The organism is Sphingobacterium sp. 18053, assembly GCF_902706145.1.
In the GTDB taxonomy this organism is placed as follows: Bacteria; Bacteroidota; Bacteroidia; order Sphingobacteriales; family Sphingobacteriaceae; genus Sphingobacterium; species Sphingobacterium paramultivorum.
This window is the reverse complement of sequence record NZ_CACSJW010000013.1, coordinates 98,154-119,750: the sequence shown is the minus strand read 5'-3', so window position 1 is coordinate 119,750 and position 21,597 is coordinate 98,154. Positions and strand designations below refer to the sequence as shown.

Genomic DNA, 21,597 nt, shown 5'->3' with positions numbered 1-21,597 from the left:
TCCTTGTGTAGTTAATATGTTATAATTTTTTTTGGTTTTATTTTGTTTTTTTCTTTCCATTGTTTTTTTTAAGATTTTGCTGGCTTAAAAATAAAGAATGTAGCTGCCGAAAAGTTCCATGCTACCACCATAATAGTCGCAATAATCTTAGCTGTAAAAAAACTTAATGAACTTGTTTCTATTAAAATTTTTATTATTAAAGTATTCATAATTAATCCAATAAGGTTTGATAATAGGAATTTATTGAACTGTTGAATGTTTGCTTTTCCCGTTTGTTGGTATGTCCAGTATTTATTCATAAAGTAACCATTGGAGACTGCTAAGCAAAAGCCAATCGTGTTGGCGAGAAATGGTGTTGCTTCTAGGTATTCTTTAAGAGTGAAGGTTGCTGAAAAATCTATTATGAAGCTAATGCTGCCGACTGCGCAAAAGCGTAATGCGTTGTTAAATCTTCTCAAGTTCATGTGTTTTTTTGTTTGGTTTTAATATGTAAGAATAAATATTTTTTAAGTAAAATTAAGGTTTAAATATTGATTTGTAATTTATTTTAATCACTTATAATTCTTTTAAATAAAATAGTAGTGTAATTTAAATAATAAAATTACCTTCATGTGTCTACTATAAGCGTCTTTACCTTTTTAAAATTATAAAAAATTATAAAAAAATTATTTTTTATATTAAAATTTATTTTAAATTTGGAATGTTAATGTTGTTGTAAAGATGCTCTAGTTTTTTTTAGTCGATTTTAGCATAACCAATTGTTTTTTAGCCTAGGCACCAATAGTTTATTTTATATTTATTTACTCATTATAAAAAAAATGTCATTATGAAAATAAGGTCTATATTTTTATTATGTTTTTTGATCCTGATCATCTCGAGCGTAATTGCTAGTGCGATGAAAACTGAAAGTCGAGGCTTTTCAGCTAGTGATCTAAACATTATGGCGACTTTCCAGGACACAACAAAATCGAGTTCATCAAGTAGCTCGTCTAAGAGTTCTAGTAGTTCGTCAAGTTCGAGCAGTTCGTCAAGTTCTAGTAGTTCGTCAAGTTCTAGTAGTTCGTCAAGTTCTAGTAGTTCGTCAAGTTCAAGCAGTTCTGGTCCTCCTTCTTCTTGGGGTACTAGTAACCCTTGGGGATCTGGACAATATTGGTATGAAACTAGCCAGAAGACTACTTCTGGAACAGAATATATCGATGAGTCAACTGATGGAGGAAAAACCTGGAAGTTTGGATTGCAATTGACCTTATGGGGGCAATCTGCAACAGTGGGAAGCCCAAGCGGAACAGGACAAAAATTAACCAGAAAAATTACAGTAACTACTGAAACAACGATTAAATGTTGTAATCAAGGTAGTACGCAAAGGTGCGATTATCCACCATGTTCTCTTATTTAATTTATTAATAGTATGCTATTGGTGCATATTTAGAAAATATTATTTTATAAATCTTTTTATGAAGTCCTTTTTTATCAGTAGTAGTAAACTAATAACTTACATAGTATTCTTGACGATTACTTTGAGTTGTAACAGGCGGATTGAACATGTCGTAGACGACAAAAATCTCCGAGAAATTGATGTTAGCTTAAGAGCAGAGAGTGATCTTTTTAAAGAATTTCATATTCAAAATCTTATCTATTTGGATAAAGATCAAATGGCAATTGGGAATCTTGATCAGGTGTATTTTTTGAAAGACAGTAGTTTTATTGTTGTTGATAAGACCAATGAAACGATCGCAAAATTCAGCCGTTCTGGAAAGTTGGTGTTTATTTTTCCTAAAGATTATTCCAGAATAAAGGATACATTTTTTGATTCACGCAAAGATGTATTAGAAGTATTTGACCTTACCGAACGTAAAATGTTGTCATATGACAATAACGGTGTTCTGTTAAAAACCAAATATTCAAACTTTGATTTTCTTTCTTTTGTAAAAACTGCTGCAGGCTATTGGGCATATGCTCCATTTTCGACTAATATGGAAAGCGGCCTATTTTCTAAATCAAATAATCACTGTAACCTTTTGCTGTTTGATGAAAACCTGTCTATAATCAAAGAACGATTTATTGTGCGTCCAAGCTTTTTCGATAGAAATGAAAGTTTTTCAAACTTTCATTTTGATTCTGACAGTATCTTCTATTTTATGTATGGTTATGACGATGTCGTTTATAAAATAGAAAATAATTCTGTAGAAGCGGTAAGTCAGTTCAAGTTTGGTGAGAATAGTTTGCCCTATAAGTCTTTAATGAATATTGAAAATAGAAATGTTTTTGATAATAAGGTTTTTGGTGAGCGCATGCCTTTTAAGGGTTTTAAAACTGATGTTCACTTCGGTAAAAATATGTTTAGTATCGAGTCTTCTGATTATAAATTAGGTAATGGACCAGAAAAAAAAAATATACTAATTATCCCTCAAGAAAACCTTCGGTTAAACATCCCACCAACCCAGGGAATTTTTAATTTCATCAAGGTATTGGGAATTAATAGGGACCAGCTTGTATTGAGAGCGAAAATTAAAACCTTAAAAAATGAATTTCAGAGTGTGATGTTATTTTTGTCGAGAGGAGGGGGAAATGCCTAAGAAGAAACTACTTTTTTTCGTAATATCACTTGTTTTTATATTCATCTTAGTAGCTGTTTTTGCTTTCTCTAAATATTCAAACAAAAATGTGAACAATACGAAGCAATTGGAGTATTTGAATTTTTCATTTACAAATAGTCTCCAATTTTCTTCAGACTCTAAAACCGAAATTTCTATTTGTGTCTATATGCCCAGTATGGGATGTAATCAATGTAATGTTGAAAATCTAAATTTTTTAACGCGTTCGTTTCCTAAGCGTAAGATTGAAGTATACACAGACCAACCACCTAATGAGGTAAAATACGGTGAAAACGTTCATGTGAACTTTATTTCCAATAAAAAAAAGGAAGGGAATTTTTTTAATTCTGCCACGCCGTTTTATTTTCTTAAATACAAAGAATTGATGTTTAATAAGTTTGTGAAGAGCTACGATGACCAAAGCCTAACGAATTTATATTTTGATAATCTAAGAATTTTATTGAACTAATTTCCTATGAAGCTTTTTTTATTAGCAATGTTGACTTTTGCAATTGGTGTAGTGACTGGTCAGACCAAACTTAGGATAGATCCAAATGGAGCCGAAGCGCCAATGTTTTCTGAACTTTTTGAGGAGGTTAAATTTATACCTTTAGAAACTAAAACCCAGTCAATTTTTGGATCTATCAAGCAATTATTTGTAACAAAAGATTTTTTCATTTTTACAGAAACAAAGACCAATAATATTATGATCTTTTACAGAAACGGTAAATTTAAAACTAAAATTGACCGCGATATTTATTCGTCTGGAAGTATCAATATTGATTTTGAAAATGAACGAATTTATTACAATAAGGGCTATACCATCTATAGCTTTAATTACGAAGGTAAGTCTTTGGGAATATTTGGCGACAAGAGAATAGGCAACAGATATATAGTGGGGAAAAATAATACTGTCTATTATGATAAGCGCGTGAACAAGGTCTTGCCTGATTCAATTTCACACGAAATATCTTTTTTTAAAGGGACTACTGTAGAAACTCAGTTGTTTCCCTATAATATGAGAAATGATAAATTCATGGCTGAAGATACTTATCAGGTAATGCATTCTTTTTTCTATACAATTGGTAATGGTACGCAAGCCCTGTTTACCAGACCTTATCATTATACCATTTATAATGCGACCAGCGCAGGAGTTGACAGTTTATTTCAGATTGTCCTGCCGTATGAGTTGTCGCTCAACGTAGAAGAATTGAATAATAACAAGCGCTATCCCGCTGGTTCTAAATCCAGCTATTTTAAGGATCATCCGGACCATATTCAATCCATAACCTTTCCTTATTCAATTGGTAATAATCTTTTTTTTAAGCTACAGCCGTCCAACGTTATCCCGGATTCTTATTTATATCGTTTAGATTCGGAGAACCTTTATAGAATCGACCAGATAAAAGCAGATAAAAAATCCTATTATTTTAATGTTCTTAATGTTTTGATGCCTTCTGAATTTGTCAACAAAAACTTTTTAGTTGCTGATGAGGAGTATATCTATACAATAATGCCCGCGGATGTATTAAAAGAACAATATAAAAATAATAAGAGTCGTGGGCTCACAGCGGAATATCCTGAAGATCTCTTAAAGTTTTTAACTGGTCGAAACAAGAATGCTAACTATGTTATAGTTGCTCTTAAACCAAAAAAATAAATCTGATTGCATATAATCCTAATATGAGATACATTTTATATGCCTTGTTTTTTTTACTAAATGTAGTCGGATATACCTGTGTAGCACAGGAACAGTCTTTTTACACAATCAGAGGTTATGTTAAGAATGAAGAAGGACAACCTGTTAAATCAGCGACTGTAGCGGCCTATGGGGCATCTGATTCTGCATTAATTGCATATTCATTAACAGGTCCGAATGGCCTGTTTGATTTAAAGAAGATTGCGATAGAAAAAAAAGTACGGTTAATTATTACTCATGTGAGCTATTCGAAATATGTGATAGAAAATATTAAAGGGTCTAAAGATATAGATCTGCAGGATATTAAACTAAAAATCAGAGAACTTTTAATTGATTCTGTTGATGTAAAGCCGCCAGTCTATATGAACAAAGACACCTTAGAATTTAATGCGGATGCATTTAAGCTGGAACCTGAAGCGGTAGTCGAAGATCTACTCCGTAAATTACCCGGAGTCATCGTGTGGGGAGATGGAGAGATTACCGTGAATGGCAAAAAGGTTAAGAATGTGTTTGTGAATGGCAAGAAATTTTTTACTGGCGATGCAAAAATTGCCACACAGAATCTTGCTAAAAACATTGTAGAGAAGGTTCAGGTCTATCAGACGGAAGAATCAAGAAATAATACGCAGGATTCTTCCTATCATATGAATCTGGTTCTAAAAAAGGGCAAATCAGCGGGTGTATTTGGAAAAGTCATGTTGGGTGCAGGTACAGATAAAAAGAATGAACAGTCGGGAAATGTCAATTATTATAATCTAAAGAGCCAATTATCTATTGGAGGTAATAGAAACAACGTGAATTTTCAACCTGCATCAATGGATGCCTTGCTTAAAAATTCGACATTTAAAGGGAACTTGATTGAGCGTCTGCTGCAATCAGACTTCAATCTTGATGGTATCAATCGGTCTACGATGGGGGGAGTTTTTTTTCAACATGACTTTAAGTATCATCGGACCGAAGAACGGGACAGAAATCAATTGGAAGTGGATGTTTTTCGAAGAAATTTTGATAATTCTACTACTAGAATGACTAATACAACTGACTTCACCGAAGCAGGTACTTTAAGTTATATAGGTGAAAATGAAAATGAGAGCTCGAATAGACAAAGTAGAATAGGCTTAAAATATAATCTAAAGAAGCAAGGGAAGGAGCTGTTATTTACATTGAATAATAGAAACGACGCACAGATGAGTACAGTGTCTGATTTACAAAACTCCGTAAGAGAAGATAAAACATTAAGCTTGCTTAAAAATACAAGCCTGCTGGATAAAAAAAATAAAGCAACAGAAGCAAAATTATATCTCAGCGGCTACAATATGGAAAGTGAGCAGATCTACATGCGAGAAAGCCAGTCGCTCAGCTCCGAGGTGCGCTCACTGTTTGAAGATTTAAAAGCTAAAACCCGCAGTCTCGATGAGCGTCATAAAAATGAGCATAATGAGTCCGACAGTTTTAAAGGGAGCTTGAAAATTTATTTATCAGAACTTTTAAAATTAGGAAATTATAGGGATTCAAGATCACTAAAGTTTGAGTTGAACAATAGATGGAACTACCGAGATCTAAAAATCAATCAGCGTTTTTTAGATCTAGATACTTCTAAAAATCAATTTTTTGAAAACGTTGGGTTAGACAATTCAAGAACAAATAGAGAGTTTTTGTTCACATCCGGCTTAAACGTCAATAAAAAAATGGAAAAGAACTTTGATGGACGGTACAAAAAGACTTTAATCGCTAAAATGGGGCTAAATGGAATCTATTACAACAGCTCGGCTAATGGAAACCGGGAAGTCCAACGATTCCAAATTAACAACTCGTATCTAAAGCCATTTTTTTCCCTTTATGCGGAAGATATACGATTCGGTAGACAACTGTTATCCCAAACTTTAGATATTGAGTATAAGAAGAATTTTGTTGATTATGAACAGCGGGTTTATGTGGTAGACAGCGTTGGCGCCTACAATTACAGAATTGCCAACCCCTATCTGATTAATGGAGACATTAGCAGAATATCATTAAAAACAAACTACATAAATTTCAATCATCGATTTTTCATCGATCAGGGCGAGCTGACTCTAGATTATAATCAAATCAACAAACCTGTTATTGATAGTCTTGTGTATAGTACATCAGGAAAATCAACTACTTATCTTATAAACGGAGATAAAGGCTGGTCTGTATCCTTTAAATTGATGCTCAAAAAAGCGATAACTCTGTCTGATAATTCGCTTCAAGTGTATTATAAAACTAATGGAGATTTATTTAAGAATCCGAGTTATATAGGTGGAGAATACTATAAAACAAAAAATACATCACTTTATTTAAGCGGCGGCGGGCTTTTCTCTACCGATGATGGAAAATGGACAATCAGGTTAGATCAGGATCTCAATTTTTATAGGACCCTTAATGTCGGCACAATCGAACAGCGATTTAAAACAAATGATTTTGTTTCTACGGTAGCTTTATCCGTGCAATTGATTAAGTCCATTAGTCTCAGTACAAGTATGAAATATAGAAATAACTCATTTATGGGCGAGAATAATACAATCTTTATCAACAATCTGTCCTGCAATTTCAGATTTGCGAAAAATCAGGCAGAACTCGAGTTGTTGGCGATGGATTTATTTAATCAGAACAAAAAGATACTCAATAGGGCTTTAGGCAATAGTATCAATCTTGCAAAAGTCAATACGTTAAATCAGTATCTAATGCTTTCTCTTTCTTATTATCCACGTTATTTTTTTGGTAAAAAAGATTAATAAAGCCTAAATCGGCTAATAAAGAGTAGTTTACAAGAGTGGAGAACTCTATCGGTAACGATTTAGTAATGGTGCTTACTGCACTTGCTTTCACTTGATTACCTTGTAAATCATTAATGCAAATGTAATAAAAAATGGGTAAAGTACATTAGTGCTTTACCCATTTTTTCGCCCTTTCCTTTCTACTGAAATATCAATAAAAATCTCCCCACTGGGGGTATTCTGTGATATTGGTTTCAATATTATTCCCAAATTTTGGCATATCTACAATAGTTGCAACTCCGAAACAATAGTGAGAACTTCTAAAAGAATATGCTATGGAAATCGTGTTGAGTAAAATATTAGCGCAAATTCATCATCAGGAAGACAAGCTGTCTTCTCAAATGATGCCAACGGCGGATGAGGCTTACCAAATGACCTTGTTCCTAAATGAAATGCTGTGTACTATAAAAGCCAAAGTCTTACAAGCTGGATTTACAAATGAACAGCAGGAGATGGATTTTTTCAAGAATATTAAACCACAGATTTTAGGAAAACTCATTTACTATAACAAAGTATTCCGCATCGAAACTACCTGCCCCGTGAGCAATGGTAAAATACATCAGAGTTATTATGAGAACCTTTTAAAAACCCTCAAATCAGAATATAAAGAAAGTATTTGCAATGAGGATTTTTACAGGTATTACCGAGCAGGCAGAACAGACCGTGACCATACTTATTTCAGGCTCGGGCAAATCAATTACCACGATGGATTAAAGAGTGGCGTATTTGAAATTGACCTTAGCTTTTCAACCTATTATGATAACAAGATAGCCCACATTATAGCGAATGAATTACTTTATACTTATATGCTTACCAAAATCAATCCCGAAGAAAACCCTGACACGATTTTACAAAATTTGGAAGCTAACAAGGATATGGCGTGGACAAATTCCCAAAATGCAATCATCGAACTCATATACGCCATATATGCTTCAAAGTCCGTTGCATACGGAAAAATAGGCATCCGAAAATTAGCTTTGATTTTTCAGGTGCTATTCCGTATTCCCTTAAACGATATACATCACGCTTTCCACAGAATGAAAACAAGAGCGGGTTCCCGAACGGTATTTTTAGACCAGCTCAAAATATCCCTCGAAGAATATATGGATAAAGACCTTTAGCTAAAGATTAAACAGTAAATGCGAAGCAGTACACAAAATGTACTGCTTTTTTATTTGCCCATATCTGCCAATTGGCAAATGGTGGCAAAACATTGATACAAAATATCCCAAATGCCCTAAAACCCTTATTAAACAAGGGGTTTCCCTGATTGTAAAAATTTTCAAAAAACGGCTAAACCAATGGGTAAGCATTGGCAGACAAACACTGCCACCTTTAACAATTTTGCATAGTGAACATTTAAAAGCTGTGCAATGAAAATAATAACTATCGAAGAAGAAGCGTGGCAACAGCTTAATAGCCGTATTAACGCCATTGCCGACTACCTGAAAGGACAGGAAGATAAAAGTTTTGATGACCTGTGGCTCAATAACCACGAGGTATGCCAATACCTGCACATCAGCGAAAAGACCTTATGGCGTATGCGCACCAAAGGCGAGATTGCTTATTCAAAAATCTACGGGCAATACTTCTATACCATTGGAGCAATTAAGGATATGCTTAACGCCAATGCCATACAGAGCAGTGATGAATTTGTACAGGAGCTTATGGCAAAAGGGAAAAGCTATATCGAGAAAGGCAGAAAATTAAAATCGGGCAAACAATAAAATGTGTTCCTATGAATATTGACAGAATGGAATTTTTAGCGTGGATGGAACGCATAATTGACCGCCTCGATATGCTTAGCGACCATATTGATGATTTACAAAAGAAACGCAACAGCATTGACGGCGAGGAATTGCTCGACAATCAGGATTTACTTCAAATGCTGAAAATCAGCAACCGTTCGCTGCAACGGTATCGCTCCATCGGGAAACTGCCCTATTATACGATAAGCGGAAAACTGTATTACAAGCTGTCCGATGTACATCAATTTATCAGGGAAAGCTTTAATCCTCCTGCAACCAAGTTGAACGCCAACAAGTGACAAATACTGCCTTTGAGTGCCAATTAGTGCAATGCGGTGAACACTTCCTTTACTTTCGGCATCGAACTTTAAAATTTTTCAGATTATGAGTGAAGAAACCACAAACAAACAGGAAATGCCCGAACAATTATCGGACATATTGCTGGTGCTGGATAAAGAGAAAATGAAAATCCAAGCCGTAAAAAGCATTGATGAAAACGGGAAAATGGAAACCGTTGACCCCACGAGGAAAAACCAAAACCAATTTATGCGTGTGGACAAAAGCGGAGATTTCTTTTCCAACTTCTTCTCCAATTTTTTCAGCCAGTTAAAGAACCCTACCAATTTTTCATTCTTCAAAGTGCCTGCACCTATCGCAGTTGAAAAAGCTGAGGAAATGCAAAAGCAGGTAGATAAGCCAACTCCTGAAGGCGAAAAAGTGATGAAAGAACACGAAGTAAAAGCAGAACCGCAACAGGATAAGAAGCAAGAAAATAAAAATGATATGGAAACAGCACAAACAACAACACCGGAAGCCAGCGAATACCGCTACAAGCCGGAGCAGATTGATTGGGACACAATGAACAATCTCGGATTAAGTAAGGAATATCTCGAAAAAAGAAACTTGCTTGAACCTTTATTGAAAGGTTATAAAACCAATGAACTTGTACCGATTGGCGTTAACCTCGGCGGTACTATCCTCCGCACGGATGCCCGTTTGTCTTTACAGCAAGCCGAAGATGGAAAAGTTGTAGTAGGAATACACGGCATCAAAAAAGAACCTAATCTCCACTCTGAATTTTTCGGACACAAATTTACGGATGAAGACAAGAAAAACCTGCTCGAAACGGGTAATATGGGTCGTGTGGTTGATTTGAAAAATACCAAAACAGGCGAACTAATGCCATCCATTATTAGTATAGACAGGCTGACGAACGATGTAATTGCATTGCGGACGGACTTTATAAAAATTCCCGATGAAATTAAGGGTGTGAAATTGAATGATGAGCAAAAGCAAACCTTAATGGAGGGTAAACCCCTTTATTTAGAGGGTATGATTTCCACTAAGAAAACGGAGTTTTCGGCAACGGTACAGTTCAATGCTGACAAGCGTTATGTGGAGTTCCTGTTTGACCGCAATAATTCCAATAAGCAAACCCAAAGCAACGGTCAAACCCAAAACAATCAACAAACCAATCAGCAAACCCAACCGCAGGAAGCTCCAAAAACATTCAGGGGCAAAGAACTGACCGATGAGCAACATAAGGATTTCAAAGCCGGGCTAACCGTCTATATTGACGGATTGAAAGATAGAAAAGGGCAACCGTATCAAGGTTACATCACTTTCAATGCAGAAACCGGAAAAACGAATTTCCAATTTCCGAGCCAGGTTAAGGCACAGGCGAAACCCACTGAAGCCCATAAAACGCAAACTGCCGTCAATTCGGAGGGCAAAACCAACGAAGCGACTAAAAAAATCAACGAGCCTTTGAAGTCGGGACAGCAAAGACCGAAAAACAAACAACAGCAGGAACAACAGGAAAAACCCAAAGCTCCTGCAAAGTCCAAAGGCGTAAAAAGGTAATTAAGTATGAAAACAATTATTGCAGAAAAACCAAGCGTAGCAAGGGAAATAGCCGGACTTGTGGGAGCATCTGATAAAAAAGATGGCTACCTGACAGGGAACGGCTATTTTGTTACGTGGGCATTCGGTCATTTAATAGGATTGGGAATGCCCGAAGATTACGGCATTTCAGGGTTTGATAAAACAGCTTTACCGATATTGCCCAACCCGTTTTTGCTGACCGTCCGGAAAGTAAAAAAAGACAAAGGCTATACCGCCGATGCAAGTGCGTTAAAGCAACTGAAAGTTATCGAGCAGCTTTTTAGCCGTAGCAACAGCATTATTGTTGCTACCGATGCAGGACGTGAGGGCGAACTCATTTTTAGGTACATTTATGAATACCTGAAATGTAACAAGCCCTTTGAACGCCTTTGGATAAGCTCGCTTACCGAAAAAGCCATCAAGCAAGGCTTTGACAATCTAAAAGACGGGGCGGCATTTGACGGATTGTATCAGGCGGCACAAGGCAGAAGCCGTGCCGATTGGCTTGTGGGCATCAATGCTACACAGGCATTGAGTATTGCCGCAGGCAATGGCATTTATTCGCTTGGAAGAGTGCAAACACCTACACTGGCTTTGATATGCAAACGCTATCTGGAAAACAAAAATTTCACGGTAAAGAACTATTGGCAGATACAGTTATTACACAACAAAGAGTTGATAGATTTTAAAAGCCTTTCCAAAACCAAATGGGAAGACCAAAAACTTGCCGATGATACGCTGAAATCCATTCAGCGAAGCGAAACGGCAACAGTCACATCAGTAGAAACCAAAAGCGTTACAGAGCAACCGCCTTTATTATTTGATTTGACGGGTTTGCAAAAGGAAGCCAACAAAAAACTGAACCTTTCTGCCGAAGAAACCCTCAATATTGCCCAAAGCCTCTATGAAAAGAAGTTTATCACTTATCCACGTACAGGCAGTAAATATATTCCCGAAGATATTTGGGCAGAAATCCCCAACCTCGTAAGGGCTTTGCAGGACAGGGAAACCTGTAAGCAAGCCGTAGCGAAATTGAGATGGGGACGGTTTAATAAGCGTATCGTTAATGATTTGCGTGTTACCGACCACCACGGATTATTGGTTACAGACAAAATCCCGTCGGCACTGAATGCAAAGGAAAATGCCGTTTATGATATGATTGCCTTTCGGCTACTCGAAGCCCTTTCACAAGCCTGCATCAAAGAGATAACCGATGTAGGTTTACAAGCGTTGCATTATGATTTTATAGCAAAGGGTTGTAAGGTAATAGAAGCAGGCTGGCGTTCCATCAAAGGAAGTTTTTCTGATGATGATACCGAACCTGTACAGGATTTGCCCGAACTGAAAAAAGGCGATGAACTTAAAATCAAGGAAGCAACCGTTTTGGAAAAGAAAACCAAACCGCCTGTATTATATACCGAAGCAGGGCTTTTATCGGCTATGGAAAGTGCAGGAAAGGAAATCGAAAATGAAGACGAACGGAAAGCCCTGCAAAACATAGGTATTGGCACTCCGGCTACAAGAGCCGCAATAATTGAAACCTTGTTTACCCGCAATTATATCCAACGGGAAAAGAAATCCTTAATCCCTACCGAAAAAGGATTGCAGGTGTACGAATTGGTCAAAGACCGTAAAATTGCGGATGTGGCAATGACCGCCGAATGGGAATTGGCTTTGCAAAAAATCGAAAATAACGAAGCAGATGCAGAGGCATTTCAAAAAGAAATGGAAACTTACGCCTCATCTATTACCAATGAATTGTTACAAACTTCCATTGCCCAAAACAACCTGCCTAAATTGGTTTGCCCGAAATGCAAAAGCCAGCAGCTCATTATCCGTGATAAAATAGTGAAGTGTCCTAATGAAGTTTGTAATTGGGTACAGTTCCGCAATGTGTGTGGCGTACAAATCGGCTTAGCCGATATTGAAAACCTTGTCAGTAAAAAGAAGACTTCACTTATCAAAGGAATGAAAAGCAAAGCCGGAAAGAAATTCGATGCTTATATCGTGTTGAATGAGGATTGCAAAACCTCTTTTGAGTTTGCCAAAAATAAAAGCTACAAAAAGTAATGGAAAATAAGCCTACCATTAGCACAAAGGAAATCAGAAATCTGATTTATTCCATACGTGGAAAGCAAGTGATGCTGGATAGCGACCTCGCTTCCTTATATCAGGTGGAAACAAAGAACCTCAACAAAGCCGTAAAAAGAAATATTGAAAGGTTTCCCGTTTCTTTTTGCTTTCAACTGACCGAAGAGGAAGTTGAAAACTTGAGGTTCCAAATTGGAACCTCAAGTTTAAGCTACGGTGGAAGACGGTATTTGCCCTATGTTTTTACTGAACAAGGGGTCGCAATGGCTTCTGCTATCCTCCGTTCAGATATAGCGGTTAAAGTCAGTGTTGAAATTATGGAAGCCTTTGTAGAAATGCGGCGTATGCTTATCAGCAATGCCGCTTTGTTTCATCGTTTGGATAATATTGAATTAAAGCAATTAGAAGCCGACCAAAAATTTGAAGAGATTTTTAAGGCTTTGGAAAGCGATAAGCTCCACAGCGAAAAAGGTGTCTTTTACAACGGGCAGGTTTTTGATGCTTACGCCTTTGTTTCCGATATTATCCGAAGTGCCAAAAGCTCCATTATCCTTTTGGATAATTATGTGGACGATACGGTACTGACCTTATTAGGAAAACGGAATGCCAATGTAACTGCAACCATCTATACCAAAAGTATCAGCAATCAGCTAAGACTGGATGTACAACGGTACAACAGCCAATATCCTCCGATTGAAATTGAGGTTTTCTCCGATGCCCACGACCGCTTTTTAATCATTGATGGTAGGAAGCTTTACCATATTGGGGCTTCACTCAAAGACCTGGGCAAAAAATGGTTTGCCTTTTCGAGAATGGATATAGAAGTCGGTAGGATGCTTCAAATTCTTACCTAATAATAAAGACCCTCTGTAATTTCCAGAGGGTTTGTTGCCTTAGCATTATAATTGTAATTGGGCTGTAATGCTCTTATAATAAACTTTCAGTGCATCACGTTCATCCTTACCAACGTAACTATTGTGAGCAACTAAACATCGTATCTTATACAATTCGTCAACCATTACATTCAACCAATGTTCATTCTGTTTTGGGAAATACTTTCCGAAAATTGTCCAATTCCCAACTATTATTTTTCCCAACTCTATAAAGTCGCAATAAAACAAATCGCTATTTCCTCGTATTGGCAAATATTTACTTTCTTGTTCACTTTTCCTTAATTTGTCTATTGTGTCTTGTACTCTTTTCGGAATATTTACCGTTTCTGTCTTCATTATTTCTTCAATAAATATTCTTAGAGAGTTTTCAATACAGTACAAGTACAAATATACTTCCGACATTTCTCGCCCTTTTTGTTGTATATCCTGTGGCAAAAGGTTTAAATGACCAAAGTTTACATTTTGCTGTATTTCCTCGATACTATCCATCAGGGAATTTTCATCTGAAATCAGAGGATAGAAGATTTCATTAATATATTTTCTCCGTTCGGCATACCCACCCTTAGCCTGCATTTCTCTTCTAAATTCTTGAAGCGTAAAGCAAATTTTAAATTCTTTTGGCTGATTAGTTTTGAACTTGTCAGACTTATTGAGTTCGTTCCTTAACCTTTTATATTCCGTTTCATTTTCACTTGTTATAGTAACATCGGTGGACGCTCCTGTAAGTAATATTTTTAAACGTTCAATGTTTTCTGTATAATTCATCTATGGCTATAATTTTTATTTGAGGTTATAAGTGCAGACAATAAATTTTCGCACTATTCTATATTGCAAAAATACAAATTAATCCACCTGCATTTATAATTCCGCCAAATCCCGCCTCTCAAAGCCAAACCCTGCCACTTCTGCAAAGGGGCTTATGTACTACTATAATTTTAGGCTTCAAGTAAAATTCTAAACAAAAATTATAGTATGGATACACAGCAAAAAGACTTATCGTATTTCAGGCTACGACTGCAAGAATTATTAAACACCAGCTTCCCCGAAAAAGCAAACGACCAAAAATTTATTGAGCAACGTTCTTCGTGGGCTGCCAATGCCTACGAGGGTGCTTTTAGTTCGGGAAATGCAGTTGAACAATGCAACGAAATAGCCAACTACATTCTGTTTGAGGGCTTGCACTTCTCCAAATTCGACACCGTTTTTCAGGTGGTATGCAATGAGTTTGATACCATAATGGCAGATGAGGAACTGCGACCGTTCGCCCTGAAAATGTTCCCGGTTTGTGAGCCTGTTTTCTCCGGCTACCAACTAACCGATGATTTCGGTTATAACACAGAGTACGACCTGCTCTATACCGAAATAACCGGAACCATCGCAATATGGATAGAGGAAAATGGGCTTCAGTAAACGCCAACATCTCCAACAGAACATTGATGCCCTACGAATTGCTTTTAAACTTGAAAAGGAGAAACGACAAGCCACCGTAGACGAAAGACTGCTAATGATGCAATACAGCGGATTTGGCGGTCTTAAATTCGTTCTGAACCCCATAGCGAATGAAATAGACATCAATCATTGGAGAAAGACCGAACACGACTTTTTTCCGATTACACAGGAACTCCACCAGCTACTCAAAGAAAATTCCGAAGACGAGAAACAATATCGCAGGTATGTGGACAGTATGAAAAGCTCCGTACTGACAGCTTTTTATACACCGCCACAGGTAATAGATGCGATTTCCGCAACCTTGCGTGAAAGCGGTCTGAACATTGATAAATTCCTCGAACCGTCCGCAGGTATCGGCTCATTCATACAATCCATTTCAGAAAATCAAAAAGCCAGTGTTACCGCCTATGAAAAGGATTTGCTCACAGGCAAGATTTTAAAACAGCTTTATCCCGAAAGCAATATCCGTATAAGTGGTTTTGAGGAAATTCCTGAAAAGGAACAAAACAGCTATGATGTTATTGCCAGCAATATACCGTTTGGCGATACTTCCGTTTTCGACCTTTCCTATTCCCGAAACAGGGATAGCGCAAAAGTACAGGCTGCCCGAAGCATACACAATTACTTTTTCCTGAAAGGTGCTGATATGCTCCGTGAGGGCGGTTTGCTGGCTTATATTACTTCACAGGGCATTCTGAATAGTCCTAAGAATGAACCCATACGCAGAGCGTTGATGCAGGATAATAATTTGGTTTCGGTTGTTCGCTTACCCAACAACCTGTTTACGGAATATGCAGGTACGGAAGTCGGAAGCGACCTCATTATACTGCAAAAAAATACGGCAAAACAAAATCTGACCGAAAGGGAAGATCTGTTTTGCCAAAGCAGCCAAACAGAATACAATACACCGGGCAATGCACTCTTTCAGGACAGCGCAAGAATTGTACATACCGACCGTAAATTAGATACCGACCCTTACGGGCAACCTGCTCTAATCTATACGCATAAAGGTGGTGTTGAAGGGATTTCCAAAGACCTCAAACAAATGCTTTCCGAAGATTTTGGCAAGCACCTGAATTTGAATTTATACAAAGGCGAACGGGACGATGAGCCAGTTATCCAAATTCCACTTGAACCAAAGGTTACACCTCCGGTTATTGAGCCTGTAATCATTCAGCAAAAACCGCAACCTGTACCCACGCCCGTAATCCATCAGGAAAGCCCGCAGGAATTAAAGCAACTAAGCATTTTTGACCTATTTCAAAATATAGACGAGCCTGTAATGGTTCTTGCTCCGCCCAAAAGAACGACAACAACTAAAAGACAAAGCACGAAAAAAAGAAGAGGTACAATAGGTCGCCAGCCCGACCTGTTCAGTTCGATGCAGCAACCTTATAAACCTCTTATTACTAATAGAGCCACTAATGGAAATACATCAGCCAACGGCAAAAAGCAGGAAGCTATCGGCGACCTGTTTTCAGGTTTGGGTGGGAATGGCCAAGCTGCTCAACAAGCCGTTCCCGATACCATTCCCGAACCTGCTCCGTATAGTGATAAACTGCAATCGTTCCACCGTAACGATTGCCTTGTGGTGGATAATGGTTGGGTGGGTTATCTGCAAGATGTAGATACATCAGACGGTACGGCAGTATTCCACCCTTTAGCTTTACCGACCTCACAGAAAGCAAGAGCCGAAGCGTATATCGGGGTGCGTGATGTTTACCAAGAGCTTTACACCAAAGAGGCACAGCATCAGACTGAATACAAGGAAGAAAGGGAAAACCTTAACCGTTTATACGATGCCTTTGTTAAAAGATACGGCAACCTCAATAGTGCCGATAATATCAAGCTCATTAAAACGGATAGTTCCGGTAAGGAAATCCCTTACTTGGAGCGTATTGTTGGTGGTGTAACACACAAAGCGGATATATTCAGCCGACCTGTAAGTTTTTCTACCGCAACCATAGCAACGGACAATCCCGAAGAAGCATTAGCGGCTTCGCTGAACAAATACGGTAGCGTGGATTTGGGCTATATGTCCGAAATCAGTGGTATGACCGATGATGCTTTGAAAGCAGCTTTACACGGTCGTATTTTCTACAATCCTTTACAAAGGGAATATGAAATTTCCGAACGCTGGATTGCTGGCAACGTAGTGGAGAAAGCCGAAGAGGTACGAACCTACCTCGAACGCAATCCCGATGATATCGAAGCCAAAGCAAGCCTTACGGTTTTGGAAGAAGCCCGCCCAAGACGAATTGAGTTTGAGGAACTCGATTTTAATTTGGGCGAACGCTGGATACCCACAGGCATTTACGCCCGTTTTGCTTCACACCTGTTCGATGCAGATGTACTCGTTCATTATTCCGAAAGCTCCGATGACTTTTCCGTAAAGTGCCATCAGGGGAATATGCACATTTGGGAGAAATACGCCGTCAAAGCCGAAAGCCGGACGTTTGACGGGATTGCCCTGCTCAAACACGCCCTTGTCAATACCACGCCTGATATTACCAAAAAAGTGATGGTTGGCGACCAAGAGGTCAAGGTACGGGATATGGAAGCCATACAAATGGCGAACACCAAGATTGATGAAATCCGTACCGCCTTTACCGATTGGCTTCACGCCCAAAACGATGAGTTTAAAAACAGGCTGACCGACCAATATAACGATACGTTTAACTGCTTCGTCCGTCCGAACTATGACGGCAGCCATCAGGACTTTCCGGGATTAGACCGTAAGGCATTGGGCATTGAAGACCTGTATTCAAGCCAAAAGGACACCGTTTGGATGATAAAGCTGAACAACGGTGCTATCTGCGACCACGAAGTAGGTGCAGGAAAAACGTTGGTAATGTGTACGGCTGCACAGGAAATGAAGCGTTTGGGGTTAGCCCATAAGCCTATGATTATTGGGCTGAAAAGCAATGTTCACGAAATTGCTGAAGCCTACCGCACTGCTTACCCACACGCAAAAATCCTGTTTCCGGGCAAGGAAGATTTTACGCCCCAAAAACGCCTGCGGATTTTTGGCGACATTAAAAACAACGATTGGGATTGTGTGATACTGACACACGACCAATTCGGAATGATACCGCAATCGCCCGAAATTCAAAAAGAAATACTCCAAATAGAATTAGACAGCGTAGAGCGTAACCTTGATGCCCTGCAATCGCAAGGCAAGGAAGTTACCAGAGGGATGCTTGCCGGAGTAATCAAGCGGAAAGAAAATCTTGAAGTAAAACTCAAAACCCTGCAACACGATATTGAGAACCGCAAAGATGATGTGGTGGATTTTAAGATGATGGGCATCGACCATTTGTTTGTGGACGAAAGCCACCAATTCAAAAACCTGATGTTCAATACAAGGCATACAAGGGTTGCCGGATTGGGCAATGTGGATGGCAGCCAAAAGGCATTGAACCTGCTCTTTGCTATCCGTACCATTCAGGAACGCACAAATGCGGATATGGGAGCGACCTTTCTTTCAGGTACTACCATCAGCAACTCACTAACGGAACTGTACCTGCTGTTTAAATACCTGCGACCACAGGCATTGGAAAAACAGGGCATTCATTCTTTTGATGCGTGGGCGGCTATCTATGCAAGGAAAACAACCGATTATGAATTTTCGGTTGCTAACAACATTGTGGCAAAAGAGCGTTTCCGCTACTTTATCAAAGTGCCGGAGCTGGCGCAATTCTACTCGGAAATCACAGATTACCGAACAGCGAAAGATATAGGCATTGACCGTCCTAATAAAAACGAGGTACTGTATAACATACCGCCCACTCCCGACCAGGAAGAGTTTATTAAAAAGCTAATGGAGTTTGCCAAAACAGGAAATGCAGAACTGTTGGGCAGACCAAAGCTAAGTGCCAGCGAAGAAAAAGCAAAGATGCTCATCGCTACGGACTACGCCCGTAAGATGTCGCTCGATATGCGAATGGTAAGCGGCAGGTACGAAGACCATCCCGATAACAAGGCTTCGCATTGTGCGGCAAATATTGCCAAGTATTACAATCAATACAACGCACAGAAAGGAACGCAATTCGTTTTCTCCGATTTGGGAACATACAAGCCGGGCGAATGGAATGTGTACTCCGAAATCAAACGCAAGCTCGTGGAAGACCACGGCATACCTGCAAACGAAATCCGTTTTATACAGGAGGGCAAAAATGATAAGCAACGTAAGGAACTTATCAAAGGAATGAACGAGGGTAAAATCCGTGTGCTGTTCGGTTCTACAAGTATGTTGGGAACGGGTGTCAATGCACAAAAAAGAGCCGTTGCCGTTCATCATTTAGATACACCGTGGCGACCAAGCGACCTTGCCCAAAGGGACGGTCGGGCAGTCCGAAAAGGCAATGAGATTGCCAAATTCTTTGCCGACAACAAAGTAGATGTGATTATCTATGCCGTAGAAAAATCACTGGATAGCTACAAGTTTAACCTGCTGTACAACAAACAACTTTTTATAGACCAATTGAAAAACAATAACCTCGGCAAACGTACCATTGACGAGGGCAGTATGGATGAAAAATCGGGAATGAACTTTTCGGAATACGTGGCTATCCTATCAGGAAATACAGACCTATTAGATAAAGCCAAATTGGAAAAACAGATTGCCGGGTTGGAAAGCGAAAAGCAAGCGTTCAACCGTTCCAAGTTCAGTGCCAAATACAAGGTGCAAGATTATACGGAATTGTTGGATAGCACGCAATCCCGTTTCAACCGAATGAGCCTCGATTGGGAAAACTTGCAGCAACGCATACAAAAACATTCGGACGGTACAATTGCAAATCCTGTGCAGTTGGACGGTGTACCGCCCAATGCGGATATAAAACAAATCGGTGCAAAGCTCAACCAGCTTGCGGACAAAGCCCGCACCGGAGGTCAGTACGAAGAAATAGGAAGCCTGTACGGTTTTACGCTGTTGGTCAAAACTGAAATGTCCGAAAAAGAGGGCGTGGATATTCGTGTAAACCGTTTTTTGGTACAGGGCGAGGGTAATATCAAATATACCTATAACAACGGTATCATCGCCAAAGATGAAAAGCTGGCGGCTATGAACTTCCTTAATGCACTGGAGAAGTTGCCCGGCTATATCGAGCAGGAACAAAAGAAAATTGCGGAGATACAAAAAGACTTGCCCATTCTTCAGGAAGTGGTAAACGGTACGTGGTCTAAAGAAAGCAGATTGAGCGAACTTAAAACGGAACTGGCTGCTGTTGAGCGAAAGATACAGTTATCCATTACGCCGGAAACTAAAGGAGAACCTGCGGAGCAGGTAGAAAAGCAGAAAGAAACGCCAAACAATTCGGAGAATATTGTACGGACAAAAGGTATTCACTTACCTCGTGGCGTATTGTAAGAAAGTCCATTACATTTCTTCTTTTTCGTCCATTTTCTTGATTAGCGCATCACATAGGCTGTCGAGGAATTTAGTTCGGTTTATTTTTCGGGATTTAAGTTCCATAAACGTATGATAAAAGTCCCCCAAGTCAATATTAAAAATACGTTCAAATGTTTTTGCAATAACTTTAATATCTGCATTCCCGTTGTCAAATACTCCTTGCGAATGTAGGGCGTAAATCAATTCTATCAGTGCTGTTTTACTGCTTGTCCAATTTAATTTCGGCAGGTCTGTTGATTTATCCTGATATGCAGTGTTGTGAAGCTGGTCTTCAAGATAGACTTGTATCAGGTCATTCGCCATAATCTTCGCTACTTTATAATCGTGGGAAGTGGAGAACCTATGGTCTGCCTCAAAATAAAATGTGTCCAAACTTAGCTTAATATCGTACTTACCCCTTACAAAGAGCTTATCGTCAATAAAAGAATTATTGGTTCGGTAGTATTTGTAAAATTCAAGGTTGTTGTCAAAATACCTTTTGAGTTTTCTCAATTCGTTATTCAGGTATTTCTTAATAGGTTTTGCACCGTAAGGCTTTTTGGTTTCGATTTTATAAATGGCGTTATAGTAAATTAGTTTTGAAACGATGATAGGTTTCTGATGTTTAAAAAAATGGATTTCCTCATCAACATTCTTAAACCCTCTATTTAAAACATACTCCTTTACTTCAGACAAGCATTTAAGGATGATGTCTATAACGGCTTCTATCCGTTGTATAGAGTAATCGGTTTCAATCTCCAATTCGTTGATTGCTATTTCTAATTTATGTATTGTTTCATTAAAGTATTTTTCCATTCGGTTATTTTAAAATCTTGGGGTTTGGATTGCTAATTGAAAAACCTAAAGACAACTCATTTAGACTTTATCCAGTTCCTCACTTACAATTTTAGCATACACCTATGTTTGTTGAATGGAAGAAATAGTCAAGTAATTTTTAATTTTAAACAAAGCATTTTTTGTTTGTTATTTTGGAATACTCATTTGTTTTGTAAACTGTACTGTTTGCTTTATTTGGGACTTTAGGCACA

The 21,597-nt window shown here is 38.5% G+C and carries 14 protein-coding genes; 11 read left to right on the top strand and 3 right to left on the bottom strand.

Going from position 1 to position 21,597, the window contains the following annotated elements:
- Nucleotides 1-68: 68 nt before the first annotated feature.
- The gene (locus GVK91_RS25905; protein WP_159732241.1) at nt 69-464 is read right to left on the bottom strand and encodes a GtrA family protein; all 396 of its coding nucleotides are present in this window, start codon (nt 462-464) and stop codon (nt 69-71) included.
- 990 nt (nt 465-1,454) lie between these two features.
- Between GVK91_RS25905 and GVK91_RS25895 the strand changes: the two genes are divergently transcribed.
- The 9 genes from GVK91_RS25895 (at nt 1,455) to GVK91_RS25855 (ending at nt 13,668) form a co-directional block, all read left to right on the top strand.
- The gene (locus GVK91_RS25895) at nt 1,455-2,576 is read left to right on the top strand and encodes a 6-bladed beta-propeller (protein WP_153848775.1); all 1,122 of its coding nucleotides are present in this window, start codon (nt 1,455-1,457) and stop codon (nt 2,574-2,576) included.
- A gap of 493 nt (nt 2,577-3,069) precedes the next feature.
- Complete coding sequence (locus GVK91_RS25890; protein WP_159732235.1) at nt 3,070-4,254, top strand: 6-bladed beta-propeller; 1,185 nt, start codon at nt 3,070-3,072, stop codon at nt 4,252-4,254.
- A gap of 23 nt (nt 4,255-4,277) precedes the next feature.
- Nucleotides 4,278-7,049, top strand: coding sequence for a TonB-dependent receptor (locus tag GVK91_RS25885; protein WP_159732231.1), 2,772 nt, complete (start codon nt 4,278-4,280; stop codon nt 7,047-7,049).
- A gap of 317 nt (nt 7,050-7,366) precedes the next feature.
- Nucleotides 7,367-8,212: an RteC domain-containing protein gene (locus GVK91_RS25880; protein ID WP_159732228.1), complete on the top strand. Its 846-nt coding sequence runs from the start codon at nt 7,367-7,369 to the stop codon at nt 8,210-8,212.
- Nucleotides 8,213-8,464: 252 nt separating this feature from the next.
- Complete coding sequence (locus tag GVK91_RS25875) at nt 8,465-8,818, top strand: helix-turn-helix domain-containing protein (RefSeq protein WP_159732225.1); 354 nt, start codon at nt 8,465-8,467, stop codon at nt 8,816-8,818.
- A gap of 11 nt (nt 8,819-8,829) precedes the next feature.
- Nucleotides 8,830-9,138: a helix-turn-helix domain-containing protein gene (locus tag GVK91_RS25870; RefSeq protein ID WP_159732222.1), complete on the top strand. Its 309-nt coding sequence runs from the start codon at nt 8,830-8,832 to the stop codon at nt 9,136-9,138.
- 85 nt (nt 9,139-9,223) lie between these two features.
- Nucleotides 9,224-10,702, top strand: coding sequence for a DUF3945 domain-containing protein (locus GVK91_RS25865; protein WP_159732219.1), 1,479 nt, complete (start codon nt 9,224-9,226; stop codon nt 10,700-10,702).
- Between the two features lie 6 nt (nt 10,703-10,708).
- A complete protein-coding gene (locus GVK91_RS25860; RefSeq protein ID WP_159732216.1) occupies nt 10,709-12,793 on the top strand; it encodes a type IA DNA topoisomerase in 2,085 nt (694 codons plus the stop codon).
- Nucleotides 12,793-13,668 (top strand): ORF6N domain-containing protein, encoded by an 876-nt coding sequence (locus GVK91_RS25855; protein ID WP_159732213.1) that lies wholly within the window; start codon nt 12,793-12,795, stop codon nt 13,666-13,668. Before GVK91_RS25860 ends, GVK91_RS25855 begins: the two co-directional genes overlap by 1 nt.
- Before the next feature lie 45 nt (nt 13,669-13,713).
- Here the strand turns inward: GVK91_RS25855 and GVK91_RS25850 are convergent, their stop codons facing one another.
- A complete protein-coding gene (locus GVK91_RS25850) occupies nt 13,714-14,472 on the bottom strand; it encodes a Swt1 family HEPN domain-containing protein (RefSeq protein WP_159732210.1) in 759 nt (252 codons plus the stop codon).
- A 207-nt stretch (nt 14,473-14,679) separates the two neighbouring features.
- On the opposite strand from GVK91_RS25850, the gene GVK91_RS25845 reads away from it, so the two are divergent.
- Entirely contained in the window at nt 14,680-15,117 is a 438-nt protein-coding gene (locus GVK91_RS25845; protein WP_159732207.1) for a DUF1896 domain-containing protein, read from the top strand.
- Complete coding sequence (locus tag GVK91_RS25840) at nt 15,104-20,527, top strand: N-6 DNA methylase (protein ID WP_159732204.1); 5,424 nt, start codon at nt 15,104-15,106, stop codon at nt 20,525-20,527. Before GVK91_RS25845 ends, GVK91_RS25840 begins: the two co-directional genes overlap by 14 nt.
- Before the next feature lie 9 nt (nt 20,528-20,536).
- Here GVK91_RS25840 and GVK91_RS25835 read toward each other — a convergent pair whose 3' ends face one another.
- On the bottom strand, nt 20,537-21,364 hold the full coding sequence (locus GVK91_RS25835) for an RteC domain-containing protein (RefSeq protein WP_159732200.1): 828 nt from the start codon (nt 21,362-21,364) through the stop codon (nt 20,537-20,539).
- Nucleotides 21,365-21,597: the final 233 nt, after the last annotated feature.